Consider the following 19,350-nt stretch of genomic DNA (forward strand, 5'->3'; position numbering starts at 1 on the left):
TCGTTTCTTAAATACCCCAGCAAGGTTGCAGCCCAGACAAGGGCTGCCTCTTGCGAATAACGATGACGCGGCCTAAAGGCTTTCCATGACCCAGCACCAGCGCCTTCTCATCATTGATTTCGGTTCCCAGGTCACGCAGCTGATTGCGCGCCGCCTGCGAGAGCTGAATGTCTATTGCGAAATCCACCCCTTCAACTCGGTGGACGACGCCTTCCTGAAAAGCTTTGCCCCCCAGGCGGTGATCCTGTCCGGTGGGCCTGCCTCGGTGACCGAGGAAAACTCACCCCGCGCGCCCCAAAGCCTGTTCGACCTTGGCGTCCCGCTGTTCGGGATCTGCTATGGACAGCAGGTCATGATGGAGCAGCTGGGTGGCCGCGTCGAATCCGGCCATCACGCCGAATACGGTCGCGCCTTCATCGCCGCAGCCGAGGGCCACAATGGCGACGGCATCTTCGCTGGCCTGTTCGATACCGGCCGCGAGGAAGTCTGGATGAGCCACGGTGACCGCGTCACCCTGCTGGCCCCCGGCTTCGAAGTCATCGGCACCTCGCCCAACGCCCCCTATGCGATGATCGCGGACGAGGCGCGCAAGTTCTTTGCCGTGCAATTCCACCCCGAGGTGCACCACACCCCGAACGGCCGCACGATGCTGGAAAACTTCGTGCGCATGGCGGGCTTCACCGGCGACTGGACCATGGCCAGCTACCGCGAGGAAGCGATCCGCAAGATCCGCGAGCAGGTCGGCGACAAACAGGTGATCTGCGGCCTTTCGGGCGGCGTCGACAGTTCGGTCGCGGCGGTTCTGATCCACGAGGCGATCGGCGACCAACTGACCTGCGTCTTTGTCGATCACGGTCTGCTGCGCCTGAACGAGGCCGATGAGGTCGTCACGATGTTCCGTGACACCTACAATATCCCGCTGATCCATGCCGATGAAAGCGACCTGTTCCTTGGTGAACTGGAAGGCGTCTCGGACCCCGAGGTCAAGCGCAAGACCATCGGCAAGCTGTTCATCGACGTGTTTCAGAAATACGCGAACCAGATCGATGGCGCGGAATTCCTGGCTCAGGGCACGCTGTATCCGGACGTTATCGAAAGCGTCAGCTTCAGCGGCGGCCCCTCGGTCACGATCAAGTCGCACCACAATGTTGGCGGCCTGCCCGAGAAGATGGGCCTGAAACTGGTCGAGCCGCTGCGCGAACTGTTCAAGGACGAGGTCCGCGCCCTTGGCCGCGAGCTTGGCCTGCCCGAGAAGTTCATCGGCCGCCATCCCTTCCCCGGTCCGGGTCTGGCGATCCGCTGCCCCGGCGAGATCACCCGCGAAAAGCTGGAGATCCTGCGCAAGGCGGACGCGGTCTTTATCGACCAGATCCGCAAGCATGACCTTTACGACGATATCTGGCAGGCTTTCGTCGCGATCCTTCCCGTCCGCACCGTGGGCGTGATGGGTGACGGGCGCACCTATGACTTTGCCTGTGCCCTGCGTGCGGTGACCTCGGTCGACGGGATGACGGCGGACTATTACCCCTTCACCCATGAATTCCTGGGCGAAACCGCGACGCGGATCATCAATGAGGTCAAGGGCATCAACCGCTGCACCTATGACATCACTTCGAAACCGCCGGGAACGATCGAGTGGGAATGATCCCGCTGGCCTGACCTGAACAGATCGCCGGAAGCTGGAGACAGTTTCCGGCGATTTTCATTCTTGCGGATCGCTTCAGCCCAATTCAACCAGCAAACGGTCCATCATCCCGTCACATTCTGCCAGTTGCTGCATGGTCAGGAACTCATCCGGTTTATGGCCCTGCGCATTCATGTCGCCGGGGCCGCAAACCACGGTCGGGATGCCAAGCTGCTCAAAATAGCCAGCCTCGGTGCCATAGGCGACCTTGATGGGCTGCGCGTTGGTGCAGAGCCGCGCGACGCGCGTGACAGCGGGATGATCGGATGCAATCGCAAGGCCGGGATAGGTATTCGTGACCGCGATCTCGATCTGCGCTGCCGGGTCCTGCGCCCGGAGCGGCGCAAGGATGCGCGCGGCTTCATTTCGCAGGCGGGTTTCGAATTCGCTCAGGCTGTCGGCGGGCAGATGGCGGATTTCGAACTCGATGCGGGCCTGATCCGGGACGATGTTCAGCGCCGACCCGCCCTGCATGCGACCGGCATGGACTGTCGAATAGGGAATGTCATAGGCAGGGTCCTGATGCGCCGACAGGGCGTAATCCTGCTGGATTTTGCGCAGGGCGGCGATGAACTCGGCCGCAAGATGCAGGGCGTTGACGAAGCGCGGCGCAAGCGAGGAATGCCCGGCGCTGCCACGACAGGTCGCCAGCAGCGCGGCCTTGCCCTTATGACCGATGGCGGGGCGCATGCCGGTCGGCTCTCCGACGACGCACAGATCGGGTTGCCAGCCAAGCGCCCTGATCCCCGGGAGCATGTCGCGAATGCCGGTGCAGCCGACCTCCTCGTCATAGGACATCGCCAGCATCAAGGGGCGCTGGACGCCCTCACGCGCCGCCCGTTCGGCCAGCGCCAGCATTGACGCCAAAAACCCCTTCATGTCGGTCGTGCCCCGGCCATACAGCCGGTCACCTTCCCGCGTCAGCGCAAAGGGCGGACGGGTCCAGACCTGTCCCTCGGCAGGAACGACATCGCTATGGGCCGACAGCATCACCCCGCCCATCCCATCGCCCAGACGGGCCATCAGTCCTGCTTTCGTCCCGTCCGGCGACGGCAGCCGATGCGTCGTGAAGCCAGCGCCCTGCAGGTGGCTTTCGACGAAATCGACCAACGCCAGATTGCTGGCCACGCTGACCGTCGGAAAGGCGATCAGCCGCTCAAGCAACGCAAGGGTTTCGGGATAGGGAACGGTCATGGGCAGATTTCCTTGGCGGCGACGTCCGGCGGTCCTCTATCCCGCAAGACGGGTGGCGATGAAATTAGCCTTTGCCAAGCCAGTGCTGCGGCGAAAGCTAAGTTGCGGGGTCTGCATTAGGTTCTGCCTAAGCCTTGCTGCAAGAAACCGTAATTTTCGCCTCCCCAAACCTGAGGCTAGATCAGGGAAAAGCCCCGGAGACATTCCGGAACAACCGGGAACCCCCTGAAAAGGACGCAGAAATGGCAGTTGAGAAAGTCGACACGTTGGTCGTGGGTGCGGGTCAGGCAGGCATTGCCATGAGCGAACACCTGACCCGCGCCGGCATTCCCCATCTGGTGCTGGAACGCGACCGCATCGCCGAACGCTGGCGCTCGGGCCGCTGGGATTCGCTGGTCGCCAATGGCCCGGCCTGGCATGACCGCTTTCCGGGGATGGAGTTTCCTGATGCCGGTCCCGATGCCTTTATCGGCAAGGAAGCGGTCGCGGATTACTTTGTCGCCTATGCAGATCAGATCAAGGCCCCCGTCCGTTGTGGGGTCGAGGTGCAGGAGCTTCGCCGCAATCAGGGCCGTCCCGGCTTTACCGTCACCACCTCGGCAGGCGTGATCGAGGCCGATCATGTCGTCGCGGCGACCGGCCCCTTTCAGGTCCCGGTGATCCCCGCTGTAATCCCCCAAGATGCGGGCGTGGCGCAGATTCATTCCAGCGCCTATCGCAATCCCGACCAACTGGCACCCGGCGCGGTTCTGGTGATCGGCGCGGGATCGTCCGGGGTGCAGATCGCGGATGAGCTGAACCGGGCGGGCCGCAAGGTCTATCTGTCGGTCGGTCCCCATGACCGCCCCCCACGCGCCTATCGCGGTCGCGACTTCTGCTGGTGGCTGGGCGTCCTTGGCAAATGGGACATGGCCGCGCCCAATCCGGGAACCGAGCATGTCACCATCGCCGTTAGCGGCGCGCGTGGCGGCGAGACCATCGACTTCCGCCGGCTGGGCAATCAGGGCATCACCCTGCTGGGCCGGACCGAGGGGTATGGTGACGGCAGCCTGAGCCTCGCCCCCGACCTGCGCGAGAACATTGAGCGCGGCGACGCGAATTACCTTGGCCTGCTGGATGAGGCCGATGCCTATGCCACCCGCAACGGCCTTGACCTGCCGACCGAGCCCGCCGCCCGCAAGCGCGAGCCCGATCCCGGCTGCCTGACCGACCCGATCCTTGCGCTGGATCTGGCCGACGCGGGCATCACGACGGTCATCTGGGCCACGGGCTTTGTCGCCGATTACGGCTGGATCAAGCTGGACGCTTTTGACCAGAGCGGCAAACCCCGCCATCAGCGCGGCGTCTCGGTCGAGCGGGGGATCTTCTTCCTTGGCCTGCCGTGGCAATCGCGCCGGGGCTCAAGCTTCATCTGGGGCGTCTGGCACGATGCCCGCCACATCGCCGAACAGATCGCGATCCAGCGCAAATACATGGACTATCACGCTCAGGCCGCGCGCCAACCGCAGGACGCCTGAACGGTGATAGTTAGGCCTACCCTTAGCAGGGATGAGCCAGAGTTTTCTTTTCAATTCCTCAGGCTGCGTCAAAAACATAACCTGAATCCGAGCCCACGGAGAACATGATGGCCCATACCCGCATTCGCAAGTTCAACACCAAGGAAACCTACCCCGAGCAGAACCTGGACAACGACCTGTGTCAGGCGGTCGTGACCACCGGCGGGCGCATCGTATGGCTGCGCGGCCAATGCCCGCAGGATCTGGACACGGCCAAGAACATCGAAAGCCATGACCCGGTCGAACAGACCCACAAGGTCATGCAGAACATCAAGCAACTGATCGAGGAAGCCGGCGGCCAGATCGAGCATCTGGTCAAGGTCGTGGTCTATATCACCGATGTCCGCCACCGCGAAGCGGTCTATCGTACCATGGGCGAATATCTGAAGGGTGTGCATCCGGTCTCGACCGGGCTGGTGGTGCAGGCGCTGGCCCGTCCAGACTGGCTGGTCGAAATCGACGGCACCGCCGTCATCCCGGATTGATGTCATGACCTTTTCGCTGGTCGCGCGCTGTCCCGATACCGGCATGTTCGGTATCGCCATCTCATCCTCATCCCCCGCCGTGGCCGCACGCTGTGCCTATGCCCGCGCGGGTGTGGGCGCGGTCGCCTCGCAGAACGTGACCGATCCCAGCCTTGGCCCCTTGGCGCTGGACCTGATGGAGGGCGGCATGTCCGCCACCGATGCCGTGGCCGAAATACAGCGGCGCGGTCGGTTCATCGAGTATCGGCAGGTGCTGGCCGTGGACCGCAATGGCCGGACGGCGATCCATTCGGGGCCGAACTCGCTGGGGATCTGGACGCAGGCTCAGGCAGCGAACGTCGCTTCGGGCGGGAACATGCTGGCAAATGACGGTGTCCCGCAGGCCATTGTTGACGGCTATCTGGCCGCGACCGGCCATATCGGTGACCGGCTGATCGCCGCGATGCGCGCCGGGTTGGCCGCGGGCGGCGAGGCCGGGCCGGTACATTCGGCGGGCCTGAAGATCGTCGACAAGGTCAGCTGGCCGGTCGCCGACCTGCGCTGTGACTGGTCTGAGGACTGCCCGATCGAGGCAATCGCCCAGCTTTGGGACATCTACAAACCGCAGCTGGAGGCCTATGTCCAGCGCGCGCTCGACCCCCGCGCGGCGCCGTCATATGGCGTTCCGGGCGACGAATGAAGGAGCGAGACATGCTGGACCATCAGGGTTGGAAATCGCGCGCAGCGGGACTGAGCTTTCGCAACAAGGCCTTTATCGACGGGCGTTTCGTCGATGCGGCCTCGGGTCGGGTCTTTGACAGCATCAACCCCGCCACGGGCGAGGTGCTGGCGCAGGTCGCCGAATGCGACGCCGAGGATATCGACCGCGCCGTCGCCGCTGGCAGGCGGGCCTTTGAGGACGGTCGCTGGTCGCGGATGGCTCCGGGCGCACGCAAGGCGGTGATGTTGAAGCTGGCCGATCTGATCCGGGCCAATCTTGAGGAAATGGCGCTGCTGGACAGCCTCGATATGGGCAAGCTGGTCACGGATGCCGCGACGATCGACGCACCGGGTTCGGCGCATTTCTTCCAATGGTACGGCGAGGCCATCGACAAGATCTATGATGAGGTCGCCCCCACCGGACCCGGCGATCTGGCGCTGGTGCGGCGCGTGCCCTTGGGTGTCGTCGGCGCGGTGGTGCCGTGGAATTTCCCGCTGGACATGGCGACGTGGAAGGCGGCTGCCGCCTTGGCCGCAGGTAACTCGGTGGTGCTGAAACCCGCCGAGCAATCGCCGCTTTCGGCGCTGCGACTGGCGGAACTGGCGGCCGAGGCGGGTGTGCCGGACGGGGTCTTCAACGTCGTGCCGGGCTTTGGCGCGACGGCGGGCCGCGCGCTGGGGCTGCATATGGATGTCGATTGTCTGGCCTTCACCGGCTCGACCGCGACCGGCAAGCTGTTCATGCAATATTCCGGCCAGTCGAACCTGAAGCAGGTCTGGCCCGAGACCGGCGGCAAAAGCCCCAATATCATCTTCGCCGATTGCGAGGATCTGGATGCGGCAGCCGAGATGGCGGCCTTTGGCATCTTCTTCAATCAGGGCGAGGTCTGCTCGGCCAATTCGCGGCTTTATGTCGAGCGCTCGGTTAAAGACCGGCTGGTCGAAAAGCTGATCGCACGTGCGGCGGCCATGCAACCCGGCGACCCGCTGGACCCGGCCTCGCGCATGGGGGCGATTGTCGACGAGAAGCAGACCCAAGGCATCATGCGCTTTGTCGAGGCAGGCAAGCAGACGGCGAACCTTGTCGCCGGGGGCGAGCGGGTGACCGTGGCTGGCAAGGGCTGCTTCGTGCAGCCGACGATCTTTGACGATGTGCGCCACGGCGATCCCTTGGCGCGGGACGAGATCTTTGGCCCGGTCCTGTCGGTCATCGCCTTTGACAGCGAGGATGAGGCGGTGCGCATGGCCAATGACTCGATCTATGGCCTTGCGGCCTCGGTCTGGACCGACAATCTGTCGCGCGCCTGCCGGGTCTCGGAGCGGCTGCATGTCGGCACGGTTTCCGTCAACACGGTCGATGCGCTTTCGGCGCAGACACCCTTTGGCGGCATGAAGCAATCGGGCTTTGGCCGCGATCTGTCGCTGCATTCTTTGGAAAAATATACGGCGCTGAAGACGGTCTGGATCAAGTACCGGACCTGACCCGAAGCGTGGTGCGCTGAAGCGCACCCTACAACCCGCGTAGGGTGTGCTCAGGCGCACCTTGCATCACGACCCCTGAAGGAGAAGACATTGCGCGATTCCCGCTACGACATCCTGTTCCAGCCGATGCAGATCGGCCCTGTCACAGCCAAGAACCGCTTCTACCAGGTGCCGCATTGCAATGGGGGCGGCTATCGCGACCCTTCGGCGGCGGCCGAGATGCGCGGCATCAAGGCCCAAGGCGGCTGGGGCGTCATCTTCACCGAGCAATGCGAGATGCACCATACCTCGGAAATCACGCCCTTCATCGAGCTGCGCCTGTGGGAGGACAAGGACATCCCGCAACTGCGCAAGATGGCCGACAGAATGAAGACCCATGGCGCGCTGGCTGGCATCCAGTTGGCCTATTCCGGCATCAACGGCCCCAACCTTTACACCAAGGAAGTGCCACTGGCCCCCTCGGCCATGCCGATCCGCACCTTCACAAATGACCCGGTGCAAGCCCGCGCGCTGGACAAGGCAGACATCAAGAACCTGCGCCGCTGGTTCGTGAATGCGGCCAAGCGTTCGAAACTGGGCGGGTTCGACCTGATCTGTCTTTACGGCGCGCATGGCTTTGGCATCTTCCAGCATTTCCTGAGCCGGGCCACCAACCACCGCAGCGACGAATATGGCGGCAGCCTGGAAAACCGTTCGCGCTTCGTGAACGAGGTCATCGCCGACATGCGCGACGCGGTGGGCGACACCATGGGCATCACCTTGCGGGTCAGCCTGGATGAGACCGTGGGTGAATTAGGCTTTTCCAACGCCGAGGTCCGCGAATTCATCGAGATGAACCGCAACCTGCCCGACCTCTGGGATCTGGCGCAGGGCACTTGGGAGGACTGCTCCGGCCCCTCACGCTTCAAGGAGGAATCCGCGCAGGAACAATTGGTTCGCGGCATCCGTGAGCTGACCGACAAGCCGGTCGTCGGCGTCGGGCGCTTCACCTCGCCCGATACGATGGTGCGGATGATCAAGTCCGGCACGCTGGATTTCATCGGCTGCGCGCGTCCGTCCATCGCCGACCCCTTCCTGCCCAAGAAGATCGAGGAAGGCCGCATCGAGGACATCCGCGAATGCATCGGCTGCAATATCTGCATCACCGGTGACATGACCATGTCGATCAGCCGCTGCACCCAGAACCCGACCTTCATGGAGGAATGGCGCAAGGGCTGGCACCCGGAAACCATGAACGCCAAGGGCGACAGCCAAAGCGTGCTGATCGTCGGTTCCGGCCCCGCCGGGCTTGAGGCCGCACGCGCCCTGTCGCTGCGTGGCTATGACGTGGCCATTGCCGAGGGCCGCACCGTGTTGGGTGGCCGCGTCGCCCGCGAGCGGCTGCTTCCCGGCCTGTCGGCTTGGGGTCGCGTGGTCGAATATCGCGAATACCAACTCAGCCAGCGCGCCAATGTCGAGACCTATTTCGACAGCCAGCTGGACGCGGACAGCATCCTTGAGTTCGGCTTCCAGAATGTCTGCATCGCCACCGGGGCGAAATGGCGCGCCGACGGCGTCAGCCGCCAGCACGTCGTGCCTTTCCCGATGGATGCGTCGGTGCCGGTCTATACACCCGACGACATCATGGAGGGCCGCAAACCGCGCGGAAAGGTCGTGATCTATGACGACGACCATTACTACATGGGTGGCGTTCTGGCGGAGCTTCTGGTGCAGGAGGGCTGCGAGGTCACCTTCATCACCCCCTCGGCCTATATCTCGGACTGGACGGTCAACACGCTGGAACAACACACCATCCACCGCCGGCTGGCCGGAATGGGCGTCAATATCGTCTTGAACCGTGGCGTGGTGGCCATCGGCAAGGGGCATGTGGTGTCGAACTGCACCTATACCGATCAATTGCAGGAACATGGCTGCGACGCCGTGATGATCGTCGCCTCGCGCAAGGAAGAAAATCAGGTCTATCTGGACCTGAAATCGCGCGAGGCCGACTGGGCCGATGCCGGGATCAAGTCGGTCAAGATCATCGGCGACGCCAACGCCCCCGGTCCCATCGCATGGGCCACCTATGCCGGTCACCGCTACGCGCGCGAGCTGGACGAGCCCGATCGCGGCGACAACCTGCCCTTCCGCCGCGAGATCACCGAACTCGCGCTGGATTGAACGAACGGGGGCGCATCATGCGCCCCCATTTCCCTACGATCATTGCCCGAGCATCGCCCGGGCGCATCTTTCCCCGATCATCATCGAGGGCGCATTGGTATTGCCGCCAATCAGCGTCGGCATGACCGAGGCATCGGCCACCCGAAGCCCTTCGACCCCGTGAACCTTCATGCTGCGCGGATCGACCACCCCCATCGGATCACGGCCCATCTTGGCGGTGCCGACCGGGTGATAGACGGTCAGCGCCTCGGCCCGCAGATAGGCAAGGATAGCGTCATCGGTCCGAACATCCGGGCCGGGCAGGATTTCCTGCCCCTGCAACCCGGCCAAGGGCGCTGCGGCAAAGATGCGTCGCGCCAGCTTGATCCCTTCGACCAAAGTGGCCGCGTCATGGGGATCGCTGAAGAAGCGGTGATCGATCTGCGGGGCGAAGCTGTCGCCCTGCCGCGCAATGCGGATTTCACCGATCGAGCGCGGCCGCAGCACGCAGGTATGGATGGCAAAGCCATGCCCCCATTCGACCAGACGCCCGCGATGGCTGCGATAGCCGGGGACGAAATGGAACTGCACATCGGGCAGATCACCAGCCAGCGGCGTACGGGCGAAACCGCCCGCGACGACGTAGTTGGTCGACAGCTCGCCCTTACGATTGGCCGCAAACCGGAAGGGTGAGGCCAGAAGCCTGCGCCAATTCCCCAGCGAAAACCCCAAGGTCCGGGTCGAGCCGCTGCGCACCGTGATCATCCCGTCCACATGGTCGCGCAGGTTCGCGCCCACGCCGGGCATGTCATGGATCACCTCGATCCCCTGCCCGGCCAGCGCCTTGCCCGGCCCGATCCCCGAGGCCATCAGCGCCATGGGTGTGCCGATGGCACCGCTGCTAAGGATCACCTCGCCCGCCTGAACGCGCTGGATTTCGATGCCGCGCCGGATCTCAATGCCGGTGACGCGGCCTTCCTCGATCAGCAACCGGCGCAGGGTGGTGCCGGACCAGATCGTCAGGTTCGGGCGGTTCCGCACCGGTTCAAGAAAAGCGTTATAGGCCGAGAAGCGCAGCCCTTCACGCTGGGTCACGTCATAGACGCCAAGGCCAAGCTGGCTCGGGCCGTTGAAATCCACGTTGCGCGGCAGTTGCAGCGCCTCGCCTGCCGCAATGAAATCCTGACAGACCGGGTTCGGATCGCGGGGACGGCTGACGATCAGCTCGCCCGTCGTCCCGTGCAGGGCCGGGTCCTGTCCGTTCTGGTTGCGCTCAAGCGCCTTGAAGACGGGCAGCACATCGTCCCAGCCCCAGCCCTCGCAGCCCAGACCCTGCCATTCGTCGTAATCGGCACCCGCCCCCCGGATATAAAGCATCGAGTTCAGCGAGGAAGAGCCGCCCAGCATCCGCCCGCGGTTCACCGGGATGCGTCGGTTGTTCAGTTCTGGCTGCGGTGTGCCGACATAGCCGTAATCGAAACGGGGACGGCCATACATGGCAAGGATGCCAGCGGGGACTTTGACGCGGATGTCGCGGTCGTGGCCGCCCGCCTCGATCACCAGCACTCGGTGGCGGGGATTGGCGGACAGGCGGTTGGCCAGCACGCAACCGGCTGATCCTGCACCGACGACGATATAGTCAAAGCGTTCCATCAGGCCTCCATATGGGTGATGCGTCCCCCGCAAACGGTCAGGGCGATGCGCGCGGCATCGGAGTCATGGGCCAGTCCCTCCAGCGCGCCCGCAATCAGAACCAGATCGGCGTCCAGCCCGACCTCCAGCCTGCCGCGCCGGGTTTCAGCGAAATCGGCATAGGCGCCGCCGGTGGTATAGGCGGACAGGCATTCCTCCAGCGTCAGGCGCTGATCGGGCATGTCGGGGGCCCATGGGGTCCGGGTCAGCGCGCAATGGATCGCGTAAAGCGGCGAAATCGGAGAGACCGGCCAATCCGTCCCAAAGGCCAGCGCCACGCCGCGATCAAGGATCATTCGCCACGGGAAAGCCGTGGGCCAACGGTCGCGGCCCATGATCGTGGTCGTCGGCTCCAGCGGCAGCCCGGCCGAGCCCGGCGGATGCACCGGCTGCATCGAGGCCGTGATGCCAAGTGGCACCAGACGGTCCATATCCTCGGGCGTGATCGTGTCGATATGCTCGATCCGGTGGCGGGCATCGCGCGGGCCGTTCGCGCGGCTGGCCGCCTGATAGCCGTCGATGGTCGCACGCACCGCGCCGTCGCCCACGGCATGGGTCGCGACTTGCAGCCCACGCCGGTCAGCCTCGATGCAGATCGCGACGAAGATCGCGGGGGCGATCAAGGGCGCCGAGCGAAACCCCGGACGGTTGGGATAATCGCTGACCGTCAGCGCGGTCCAGGTGTCATAGACTCCGTCCATGAACAGCTTGATCCGACCGAAACGCAGCCATCCGGGCACTTCCGGGCCAAAATCCTCGATCCGGGCGACGCCCTCGGGGCCGTCGATCTCCTCAAGCCGCAAGGGCAGGCTGACGCGGACCGGCATCTGCCCGGCCAAGGCCAGATCGCGCATCAACCCCGCTTGGTATTCATTGCCATCCATGTTCACGGCGCTGGTGATGCCGTGGCGCGCGCAATATTCGCCCGCCAGTTGGATCAGCGCACGGTCATGGGCCCGGTCGTCGTCCGAAACCGCATCGCCGCCACGATAATCCAGCCCGTCGCGCCCCCGCAGGGGCGACAGCATCTTGACCCGGTTCATGGCGGCGAATTCACGCAGCTCACCCGTGGCCAGCCCGTCTGGCCCCATCACCACCTCGGAACCCGGTCCGACATCGGCCCCATGCAGCACCCCCGCCAATTCCAGCGCGCAGGTATTGGCCCAAGCGCAATGCAGGTCCGTTGCCATCAGGCAGATCGGCCGGTCGGTGCAGATCGCATCAAGGATATGGCGGTCGGGGCGGCGATCCTCGCCAAAGATGGTGTAATTCACCGCATAGCCGAACAGGATGCCCTGACCCGGATTGGCGCGGATGAAAGCGTCGAAGGCCGCCTTGACCGCGTCGAACCCAAACACCGGCCCAAGGTTCAGCATCGACAGCGTCGCGCCGCCGGTGAACAGGTGCAGGTGACTTTCGATGAAGCCGGGCAGCAGCTCGGCCCCCTTGGCGTCGATCACCTGCGTCGCGGGCCCGGACAGGGCGCGCATCGCGGCATCGTCGCCAAGGGCCAGAATGCGGCCATCCCTGATGGCGATGGCAGAGCTGCCCGCAGGCGCAAACAGCGCGCGGGTCCGCGCGTTCAGGATGACAAGATCGGCTGGCATGGGTCCCTCGGACGAAAACGGGGGCGACCTGCGCCCCCGTCGTTTAGGATGGTTACTGCAGAAGCTGGGTCCAGACCTTGGTCACCAGATCCTGCGCCGCAGGCGAGCAGGTGCGCGAGAATTCGACCGGCACTTCAGGGTAAAGCTCGGGGGCCTTTTCCTTGGTGTAGACGACCTTCTCCGCCACGGTCTTCATCGGCGAGCTATGGGCGTAGAAGTTCATCTGCTCGGTGGCGTTTTCCGGCTGCGACATGAATTCGATGAACTTGACCGCATTCTCGCGGTTGGGGGCGCCTTTCGGGATGACCATGCTGTCCAGCCAGCCGACCAGACCTTCTTTGGTCATCGCCAGCTGGAAGGGCGCGCCGCCGTCGCGGGCCTTCAACTCCTCGCCATCCCACCAGAAATGCGCCGAAACCTCGCCCGAACCCAGACGGCTGGCGATGTTGTCCGAGGAATAGACCGCGACCGAGGGCTTTTGCGCCATCAACAGGTCCAGCACCTTCTTCATCTCGGCCGGGTCTTCCGAGCAGAAGGGCACGCCCAGATAAAGCTGCGCCGCGCCGATCACCTCATCGGGATAGGACAGCATGGCGATCTTGCCAGCCAGTTCGCCCTCGGGTTCGAAGAAGTATTTCAGGCTGTCTGTCGGGCCCTTGTACAGATCGGTATTGATGACGAAGCCCGCAGTGCCATAGGCGATCGGGATCGAATATTCCTGCTTTTCGTCCCACCACTGATTGCGCCAGCGCGGGTCGATGTTTTCATAGGCGGTCAGTTTGTTCGCCTCGAAATTCTCGATCAGGCCCTGATCGATCATGATCTTCAGGAAATGCTGCGAAGGCGTCGAAAGGTCATAGCCCGAGGCCCCGGCCTGCAGCTTGGTCAGCAGATCCTCGTTCGAGGTGTAGCCGTCGACATGCACCTCGACGTCGTTTTCCTTGGAAAACTTCTCGATCAGCGCCGGAGAGATCGACTCGGACCAGACGTAAAGGTTCAGCTTGCCCTCGGCCTGCGCCGCGGAAGCAAGACAAAGGCCGATCGCAGTTGCCGCAAGATACTTCTTCATTCGTTTCTCCTGTTGGACTTTTCTGGGTTTTTATGTGGTTTACAGCCGGTCGCGATTGCCCCTTGCCGCCACCAGCAGCGCAGTCGTGGCCAGCACCAGCGAGGCAAGGATCAGAAGCGAGGCGATGGCATTCAGTTCCGGCGATGTTCCCGCCCGGATCAGCGAGAAGATATAGACCGGCAGCGTGGTCGTGCCGCCAGAACTCAGCATGTTCGAGGTGATGAAATCATCCATCGAGATCAGGAAGGCCAGCATCGCCCCCGAAAACAGCCCCGGAAAGATCAAGGGCAGCGTCACCCGGCGGAAGGTCACCCAGCGCGAGGCGTAAAGATCGGTCGCGGCTTCCTCGAAATCCAGCGACATGCCTTGCAGGCGAGCGCGGATCGGCAGGAAGGCGAAGGGCGTGCAGAAGGCGGAATGGGCGATGACCAGCTTGACCATGCCGTTCTGCAACCCGATCAGCGAAAACAGGATCAGCGTTGCCACGGCCAGCACGATCTCGGGCAGCAGCAGCGGCAGGTTGACGATGGTTTCCGACAACCGCCGGTAGCGGACATTGCGGCCACGGATGATCGCCAATGCCGCCATCAGCGCGATGGTCGTCGCCACCACCGTCGCCACTGCCGCCACGATCAGCGACGTTTCCAAGGCCTTCATCAGGGCCGGGTTGTTCAGCGCCGAGCCGTACCATTTCAATGAGAAATGCGTCCAGACGCCCGCGATCTTGTTGTCGTTGAAGGAATAGGCGACCACCACCGCCAAAGGCGCATAAAGATAGGCAAAGAACGCCAGGTTCAGCGCATTCAGGCCGGGGTAGCGTTTGACGTCATGGCGCTTGCTCATGCGGTGGCCTCCTTGGTGGTGGCGCGGCGTGCGATCAGCAGCAGGACGATCATCACAAAGACCAGCAACGTCATGGCGATGGCCGCGCCAAAGGGCCAGTTGCGCCCGCCGCTGAACTGCAACTGGATCAATGATCCCATCATCATCTGCTTGCCGCCGCCCATCAGCGAGGGCTCCAGCACCGCGCCCAGCGAGGGCACGAACACAAGGATCGCCCCCGAGATCAGACCCGGCGCGGTCAAGGGCAGGATGACCCGGCGCAGCGTGACCCAGCGGTTGCCATACAGATCATGCGCGGCCTCGATCAGGGTGCCGTCCAGCTTCTCGATCGAGGCAAAGACCGGCAGCACCATCAGCGGCATGTAGGTATAGACCATCGCCGCGAGCGTCGCCCCGTCATTATACATGAAGCTCAGCCCCGCAGGCGCGCCGAAGAATTCCAGAAAGCGCGGCAGCGGCCCGTCCCGGCCAAGGATGATCATCCACGCATAGACCCGCAGGATCATCGACACCCAGAAGGGCAGCGTGATCAGATAGACCAGCGCGGCTTTAAGCCGGGGCGGCTGGCAGGCGATGTGATAGGCGACGGGGACCGCGATCATCAGGCAGATCAGCGTCGTCACCCCCGCCAAGGCCAGCGTCCGCAGGATGATGACCAGATATTGCGGGGTGAATTCCAGTTCCCCTGTCCAGCCCTCGTTGAACAGGATCTGGCGATAGCCGGACAGATCGAACCCCCATTCGAACCCGCCATAGGCCCCGCGTGTCGCGACCGAAACGGCCGCGATGATAAGGATGGGCAAAAGCAGCGCCACGCCCATCAGCAGCCATGACGGCAGCAGCCCCCAGAAAGCGAGGTTGTGCCAAAAACCGGGCGTGCGGGCGCGCGGCGCAGTCGCGGTCACCGGACCATGATGGGCGCTGTCGGTCATGCCAGCAGCACCCGCGCCGAGGTCTCGGCAAAGCCCGCCGCAATCGTGCCGCCAACCGGGATCGTATCCCCCTCGCGCGACGCATTTCGGCGCGAGGCGCGGAATTCGGTCCCGTTGGCGGAAAGCAGGTAATGCGTGTAGCCGCCCATGTAGTTCTTGTTGACCACCTGCGCCGGGAAGGCGGTCGCAGGAGCCTGATCGCCCAGATTGATCTTTTCGGGCCTCACCGACAGCGTCGCCGCGCCCTTGGTCACGCCTGCGGGGGCAGAGACGCGGATCAACTGCCCAAAGGGCGTGCGGACCGTCGCCATGCCACCCGCGGCCTCCAGCACGTCGACGGGCAGGAAGTTCGTCTCGCCGACGAAATCGGCGACGAAGCGGTTCACCGGTTCCTCATAGATTTCGGTGGGCGTGCCAATCTGCTGGACCTCGCCGCCGCCAAGCACGGCGATACGGTCGGACATATCCAGCGCCTCTTCCTGATCATGGGTCACGAAGACAAAGGTGATGCCGGTGTCGCGCTGCAACATGCGCAATTCATCCCGCATCGCCTGCCGCAGCTTCAGATCCAGCGCGGAAAGCGGCTCATCCAGCAGCAACACCTCGGGTTCGGGGGCAAGGGCACGGGCCAGGGCGACGCGCTGACGCTGGCCGCCCGACAGTTGCGCGGGCTTGCGGGTGGCGAATTGGGTCATGTGGACACGCTCAAGCATCTCGCCGACGCGGGCACGGATGCGGCTGCGCTGCCAGCCCAGATTTTCCAGCCCGAAGGCCACGTTCTGTTCCAGCGTCATATGCGGGAACAGCGCATAGCTTTGGAATACCGTGTTCACCCGACGCTTATGGGGCGGGATCTCGACCACCTCGCGGCCATTGAGCAGGATCGAGCCGGTATCGGGGCTTTCGAATCCCGCCAGCATGCGAAGCAGCGTCGTCTTGCCGCATCCCGACGGGCCCAGCATTGTGAAAAACTCATTGCTGCGGATGTCGAAGCTGATCGACTTCAGCGCCTGATATGACCCGAAGTTTTTCGAGACCCCGATCACTTCGACGGCTTTCTGATTCATCTGGCGAGACCTTGTCCTGATAGTGCGCAAGGGTGGCCGCGCGCGCCTTGGCCTATTCCTGCACCCATTTTCGCATTGATCCGGCATGCATCCCTGCGGGTAAATGAGGACTTGCGGAACCCCTGATTAGGAAGAAACTAAAGTCAGGAAACTCTTGCGATTATTGGCGTATTTCGCAAGGTTGCGGCCCGGATGCTATCGTTTTGGTCAAGCCTGCCCGAAGTATCGGCAGTTTTCCAAACTGTGCTTAGGGCAAGACTAAGCACCCGTAAGCGAAGCGCTTCTTTGCCGCTCTCCTCATGCGTGAAAATACTCACGCAACGGGCCCGTCGGGCCACAGCGCATGAGGCCGCCATGATCCGCACCGGCAGGGCGTATCGCCAATCCCTGAGCAATCGCGACATTCTTCTGGACGGGACCCGAGTCGATGACGTGACCGTGGACCCCCTCCTTGGCCCGCTGGTCGATGCCCGCGCCCGTCTTTACGACCTGCAGCACGAGGACGCCTCTCGTGACATCCTCACCGTCACGCGTAACGGCGAGACTTGCGCAATCACTGCGCGGCTGCCCGTCTCGCAGGCGGATTGGTGGGCGAAACGGCGTGCAGTCGATCTGGGGTTGGATATCCGCGGCGCGGTTCACCTCCCCAGCCCGGTCGAGGGCATGGGCGAGATCTGGTCGCTGCATGACGCGGCCCCGATGCTGGCCGATCTGGCCCCGGAATTTGCCGAGAATGTGCAGACCCAAATCGCCCGCGCGCTGGATCAGGACATGTTCATGGTCGCCGCGACCCCTGCCACCACGACCCCTGGCCCGCGTGTCCTGCGGGAAACCGATGCGGGCATCGTCATCGGCGGAGAATGCCTTGCCCCCGCCGCCGCCATTGCCAATCGGATCGCCATTTGGGGCGACACGTCCTTTATCTGCGATCTGGATAGGCCGGGATTGGCTTTCCGCTGCCGCTTGGATCAGGCGCGCAGCCTGATCGACGAGACCCGGCTGGTCTTCGATGACGTTCTGGTCCCATGGGAAAACGTGCTGTTCCACCGCGATCCGGATGCGGCGCGGCTGATGGCGGACAGCTTGCCGCGCTATGCCGGGTTCGGATTTCTGCAGCGCCTGCTGCGGGTGGCCGACCTGATGATCGGGACGGTGCTGCAGAGCGGGCGGGACATGCGGGACGATCTGCTGGGGCTGGCTTTGTGGCGCGAGGGCATCCACGCCCATCTGACCGCCGCCGTCGCCCTTGGCCAGAAATCCCCGGCCGGATTGATGATGCCCAACCAGTCGCTGCTGCATGCCGGGCGCGCGCTGGCGCTGTCGCGGCTGACCGGTGCGCTTCCCGCGGACATGTCAGATCACTCCGAACTGCTGGCCTTTGTACAAAGACTGACGGACAAGGACGCCCCCGGAATCGACATGGATCATGGCGCACTCGCCGCCTTCTTGCGCAGCTTCGACTGGGACAGCCCGGTCGCCATCGCCGAGCGTATTGCCCAGCTTGACGCGCCCATGGAAAGGGATCTTGCGCTCGTCTGATACCACGCCAAGGTCGATTGAAACGCCCCGGCATTTCGGACAATATTGCGCCGCTCGGACCGGGATGACGGATGCCTTTACGCTATACCTTGCGACAACTGGAATATTTCGTCGCCGTGGGCGAAACCGGAAGCATCGCCGCCGCCTCGCAGCAGGTGAACGTGTCCTCGCCCTCGATCTCGGCCGGGATTTCGCAGCTTGAGGAGGAACTGGGCGTCAAGCTGTTCGTGCGTTACCACGCGCAGGGTCTGACCCCGACATTGGCGGGGCGAAAGCTGCTGGATCAGGCCCAGACGGTGCTGCGTCAGGCGGCAGCCATGCGCGATCTGGCGGGGGATTTGTCCGGCTCGATCCGGGGTCCGCTGGCGGTGGGCTGTCTGAGCACATTCGCACAGATCGTGCTGCCGGGCCTGCGCCGCAGCTTCATCGAGCAATACAGTGAGGTCCGCATCAGCCAGATCGAGGCAGATCAGGCCGAGATCTTTGGCATGCTGCGGCAGGCGCGGATCGATCTGGCGCTGACCTATGATCTGGACCTGCCGAACGACCTGCGCTTCTTTCCCATTCTCGACCTGCCGCCGACGGTTGCCCTTAGCGAGACGCATCCGCTGGCGCATCTGCCCGCAGTATCGATCCACGAACTGGCACCCTACCCGATGGTGCTTCTGGACCTGCCGCTGAGCGCCGACTACTTCCTGTCCTTCTTTGTCAAGGCAGGCCTGCGCGCCAATATCGCCGAGCGCACCCGCGACATGGCGGTGATGCGCAGCCTTGTTGCCAACGGCTTCGGCTATTCGATCGTGAACGTGCGGCCGCTGCATGACGTGGCCCCCGACGGCAAACCGCTGCGCTTCATCCCCCTGACCGGTCAGCAGCGCCCGATGCGGCTGGGTGTGCTGGTCAGCGAGGGGACCGAACGAACCCAGCTGCACAAGGCCTTCATGAAACACGCCGAGACATGGATCGCGGCGCATCAGGGCCGGCTTCTGGGCGTGAAGGCCTGACCCGCCCTTTTTCACGCCACCTCACGTCTGGGTGAGGCGCGGCAACCCAGCCCTTCTCCCGCCCGTTGTCCTGCCATCGATACAGTGCAATCAGCGATGGAGGCTAGCGCGATGAACTGGGATATCGTCGAAGGCAAATGGAACCAGGTCAAAGGCACGGTCAAAGAGCAATGGGGCGATTTGACCGATGACGAACTGACCGAAATCGCGGGCAAGCGCGACAAGCTTGCCGGCAAGCTGCAGGAAAAATACGGCTGGACCAAGGAAGAAGCCGAACGTCGCATGGACGATTTCCTGCGCGAACGCGCCTGACCCGGCCATACGGGCAGCAAGACCCTCGCCATTGGCGGGGGTCTTT

The 19,350-nt window shown here is 63.6% G+C and carries 16 protein-coding genes; 9 read left to right on the plus strand and 7 right to left on the minus strand.

Annotated features, from left to right (window positions below):
* Positions 1-85 precede the first annotated feature (85 nt).
* The gene (guaA, locus tag IB235_RS00370) at positions 86-1,645 is read left to right on the plus strand and encodes a glutamine-hydrolyzing GMP synthase (protein WP_155037636.1); all 1,560 of its coding nucleotides are present in this window, start codon (positions 86-88) and stop codon (positions 1,643-1,645) included.
* 75 nt (positions 1,646-1,720) lie between these two features.
* On the opposite strand, the gene argE is transcribed toward guaA, so the two are convergent.
* Positions 1,721-2,878 (minus strand): acetylornithine deacetylase, encoded by a 1,158-nt coding sequence (gene argE / locus IB235_RS00375; protein ID WP_192334604.1) that lies wholly within the window; start codon positions 2,876-2,878, stop codon positions 1,721-1,723.
* A 242-nt stretch (positions 2,879-3,120) separates the two neighbouring features.
* Here argE and IB235_RS00380 point away from each other — a divergent pair, with 242 nt between their 5' ends.
* From IB235_RS00380 to IB235_RS00400, 5 genes are all read left to right on the plus strand, one after another.
* Positions 3,121-4,395, plus strand: coding sequence for an NAD(P)/FAD-dependent oxidoreductase (locus IB235_RS00380; RefSeq protein WP_192334607.1), 1,275 nt, complete (start codon positions 3,121-3,123; stop codon positions 4,393-4,395).
* Between the two features lie 107 nt (positions 4,396-4,502).
* Positions 4,503-4,919 carry a RidA family protein gene (locus IB235_RS00385; RefSeq protein ID WP_192334610.1) on the plus strand — a complete coding sequence of 139 codons (417 nt, stop codon included), beginning with the start codon at positions 4,503-4,505 and terminating at the stop codon, positions 4,917-4,919.
* 4 nt (positions 4,920-4,923) lie between these two features.
* Positions 4,924-5,598 carry a DUF1028 domain-containing protein gene (locus tag IB235_RS00390; RefSeq protein WP_192334612.1) on the plus strand — a complete coding sequence of 225 codons (675 nt, stop codon included), beginning with the start codon at positions 4,924-4,926 and terminating at the stop codon, positions 5,596-5,598.
* A gap of 11 nt (positions 5,599-5,609) precedes the next feature.
* Positions 5,610-7,100 carry an aldehyde dehydrogenase gene (locus IB235_RS00395; RefSeq protein ID WP_192334615.1) on the plus strand — a complete coding sequence of 497 codons (1,491 nt, stop codon included), beginning with the start codon at positions 5,610-5,612 and terminating at the stop codon, positions 7,098-7,100.
* A gap of 90 nt (positions 7,101-7,190) precedes the next feature.
* Entirely contained in the window at positions 7,191-9,260 is a 2,070-nt protein-coding gene (locus tag IB235_RS00400; protein WP_192334618.1) for an FAD-dependent oxidoreductase, read from the plus strand.
* Between the two features lie 39 nt (positions 9,261-9,299).
* On the opposite strand, the gene IB235_RS00405 is transcribed toward IB235_RS00400, so the two are convergent.
* From IB235_RS00405 to IB235_RS00430, 6 genes are read right to left on the minus strand one after another with little or no spacing between them, the layout of a single operon-like run.
* Positions 9,300-10,892, minus strand: a complete 1,593-nt coding sequence (locus IB235_RS00405; RefSeq protein WP_192334621.1) for a GMC family oxidoreductase — start codon at positions 10,890-10,892, stop codon at positions 9,300-9,302.
* The gene (locus IB235_RS00410) at positions 10,892-12,538 is read right to left on the minus strand and encodes an amidohydrolase (RefSeq protein WP_192334624.1); all 1,647 of its coding nucleotides are present in this window, start codon (positions 12,536-12,538) and stop codon (positions 10,892-10,894) included. The genes IB235_RS00405 and IB235_RS00410 overlap by 1 nt, the downstream gene beginning before the upstream one ends.
* 52 nt (positions 12,539-12,590) lie before the next feature.
* A complete protein-coding gene (locus tag IB235_RS00415; protein WP_192334627.1) occupies positions 12,591-13,607 on the minus strand; it encodes an extracellular solute-binding protein in 1,017 nt (338 codons plus the stop codon).
* A 39-nt stretch (positions 13,608-13,646) separates the two neighbouring features.
* The gene (locus IB235_RS00420; protein WP_155037646.1) at positions 13,647-14,450 is read right to left on the minus strand and encodes an ABC transporter permease; all 804 of its coding nucleotides are present in this window, start codon (positions 14,448-14,450) and stop codon (positions 13,647-13,649) included.
* Positions 14,447-15,382: an ABC transporter permease gene (locus tag IB235_RS00425; RefSeq protein WP_192334630.1), complete on the minus strand. Its 936-nt coding sequence runs from the start codon at positions 15,380-15,382 to the stop codon at positions 14,447-14,449. The genes IB235_RS00420 and IB235_RS00425 overlap by 4 nt, the downstream gene beginning before the upstream one ends.
* Positions 15,379-16,449, minus strand: a complete 1,071-nt coding sequence (locus IB235_RS00430; protein WP_225612004.1) for an ABC transporter ATP-binding protein — start codon at positions 16,447-16,449, stop codon at positions 15,379-15,381. Before IB235_RS00430 ends, IB235_RS00425 begins: the two co-directional genes overlap by 4 nt.
* Positions 16,450-16,803: 354 nt before the next feature.
* Here IB235_RS00430 and IB235_RS00435 point away from each other — a divergent pair, with 354 nt between their 5' ends.
* From IB235_RS00435 to IB235_RS00445, 3 genes are all read left to right on the plus strand, one after another.
* Positions 16,804-17,988, plus strand: coding sequence for a 4-hydroxyphenylacetate 3-hydroxylase N-terminal domain-containing protein (locus tag IB235_RS00435; RefSeq protein WP_192334657.1), 1,185 nt, complete (start codon positions 16,804-16,806; stop codon positions 17,986-17,988).
* 71 nt (positions 17,989-18,059) lie between these two features.
* Positions 18,060-18,992 carry a LysR family transcriptional regulator gene (locus tag IB235_RS00440; protein WP_155037650.1) on the plus strand — a complete coding sequence of 311 codons (933 nt, stop codon included), beginning with the start codon at positions 18,060-18,062 and terminating at the stop codon, positions 18,990-18,992.
* Between the two features lie 111 nt (positions 18,993-19,103).
* Entirely contained in the window at positions 19,104-19,304 is a 201-nt protein-coding gene (locus tag IB235_RS00445; RefSeq protein WP_155037651.1) for a CsbD family protein, read from the plus strand.
* Positions 19,305-19,350 lie beyond the last annotated feature (46 nt).

Origin of the sequence: Paracoccus sp. PAR01, from assembly GCF_014851995.1 — a bacterium.
Classification (GTDB): domain Bacteria; phylum Pseudomonadota; class Alphaproteobacteria; order Rhodobacterales; family Rhodobacteraceae; genus Paracoccus; species Paracoccus litorisediminis.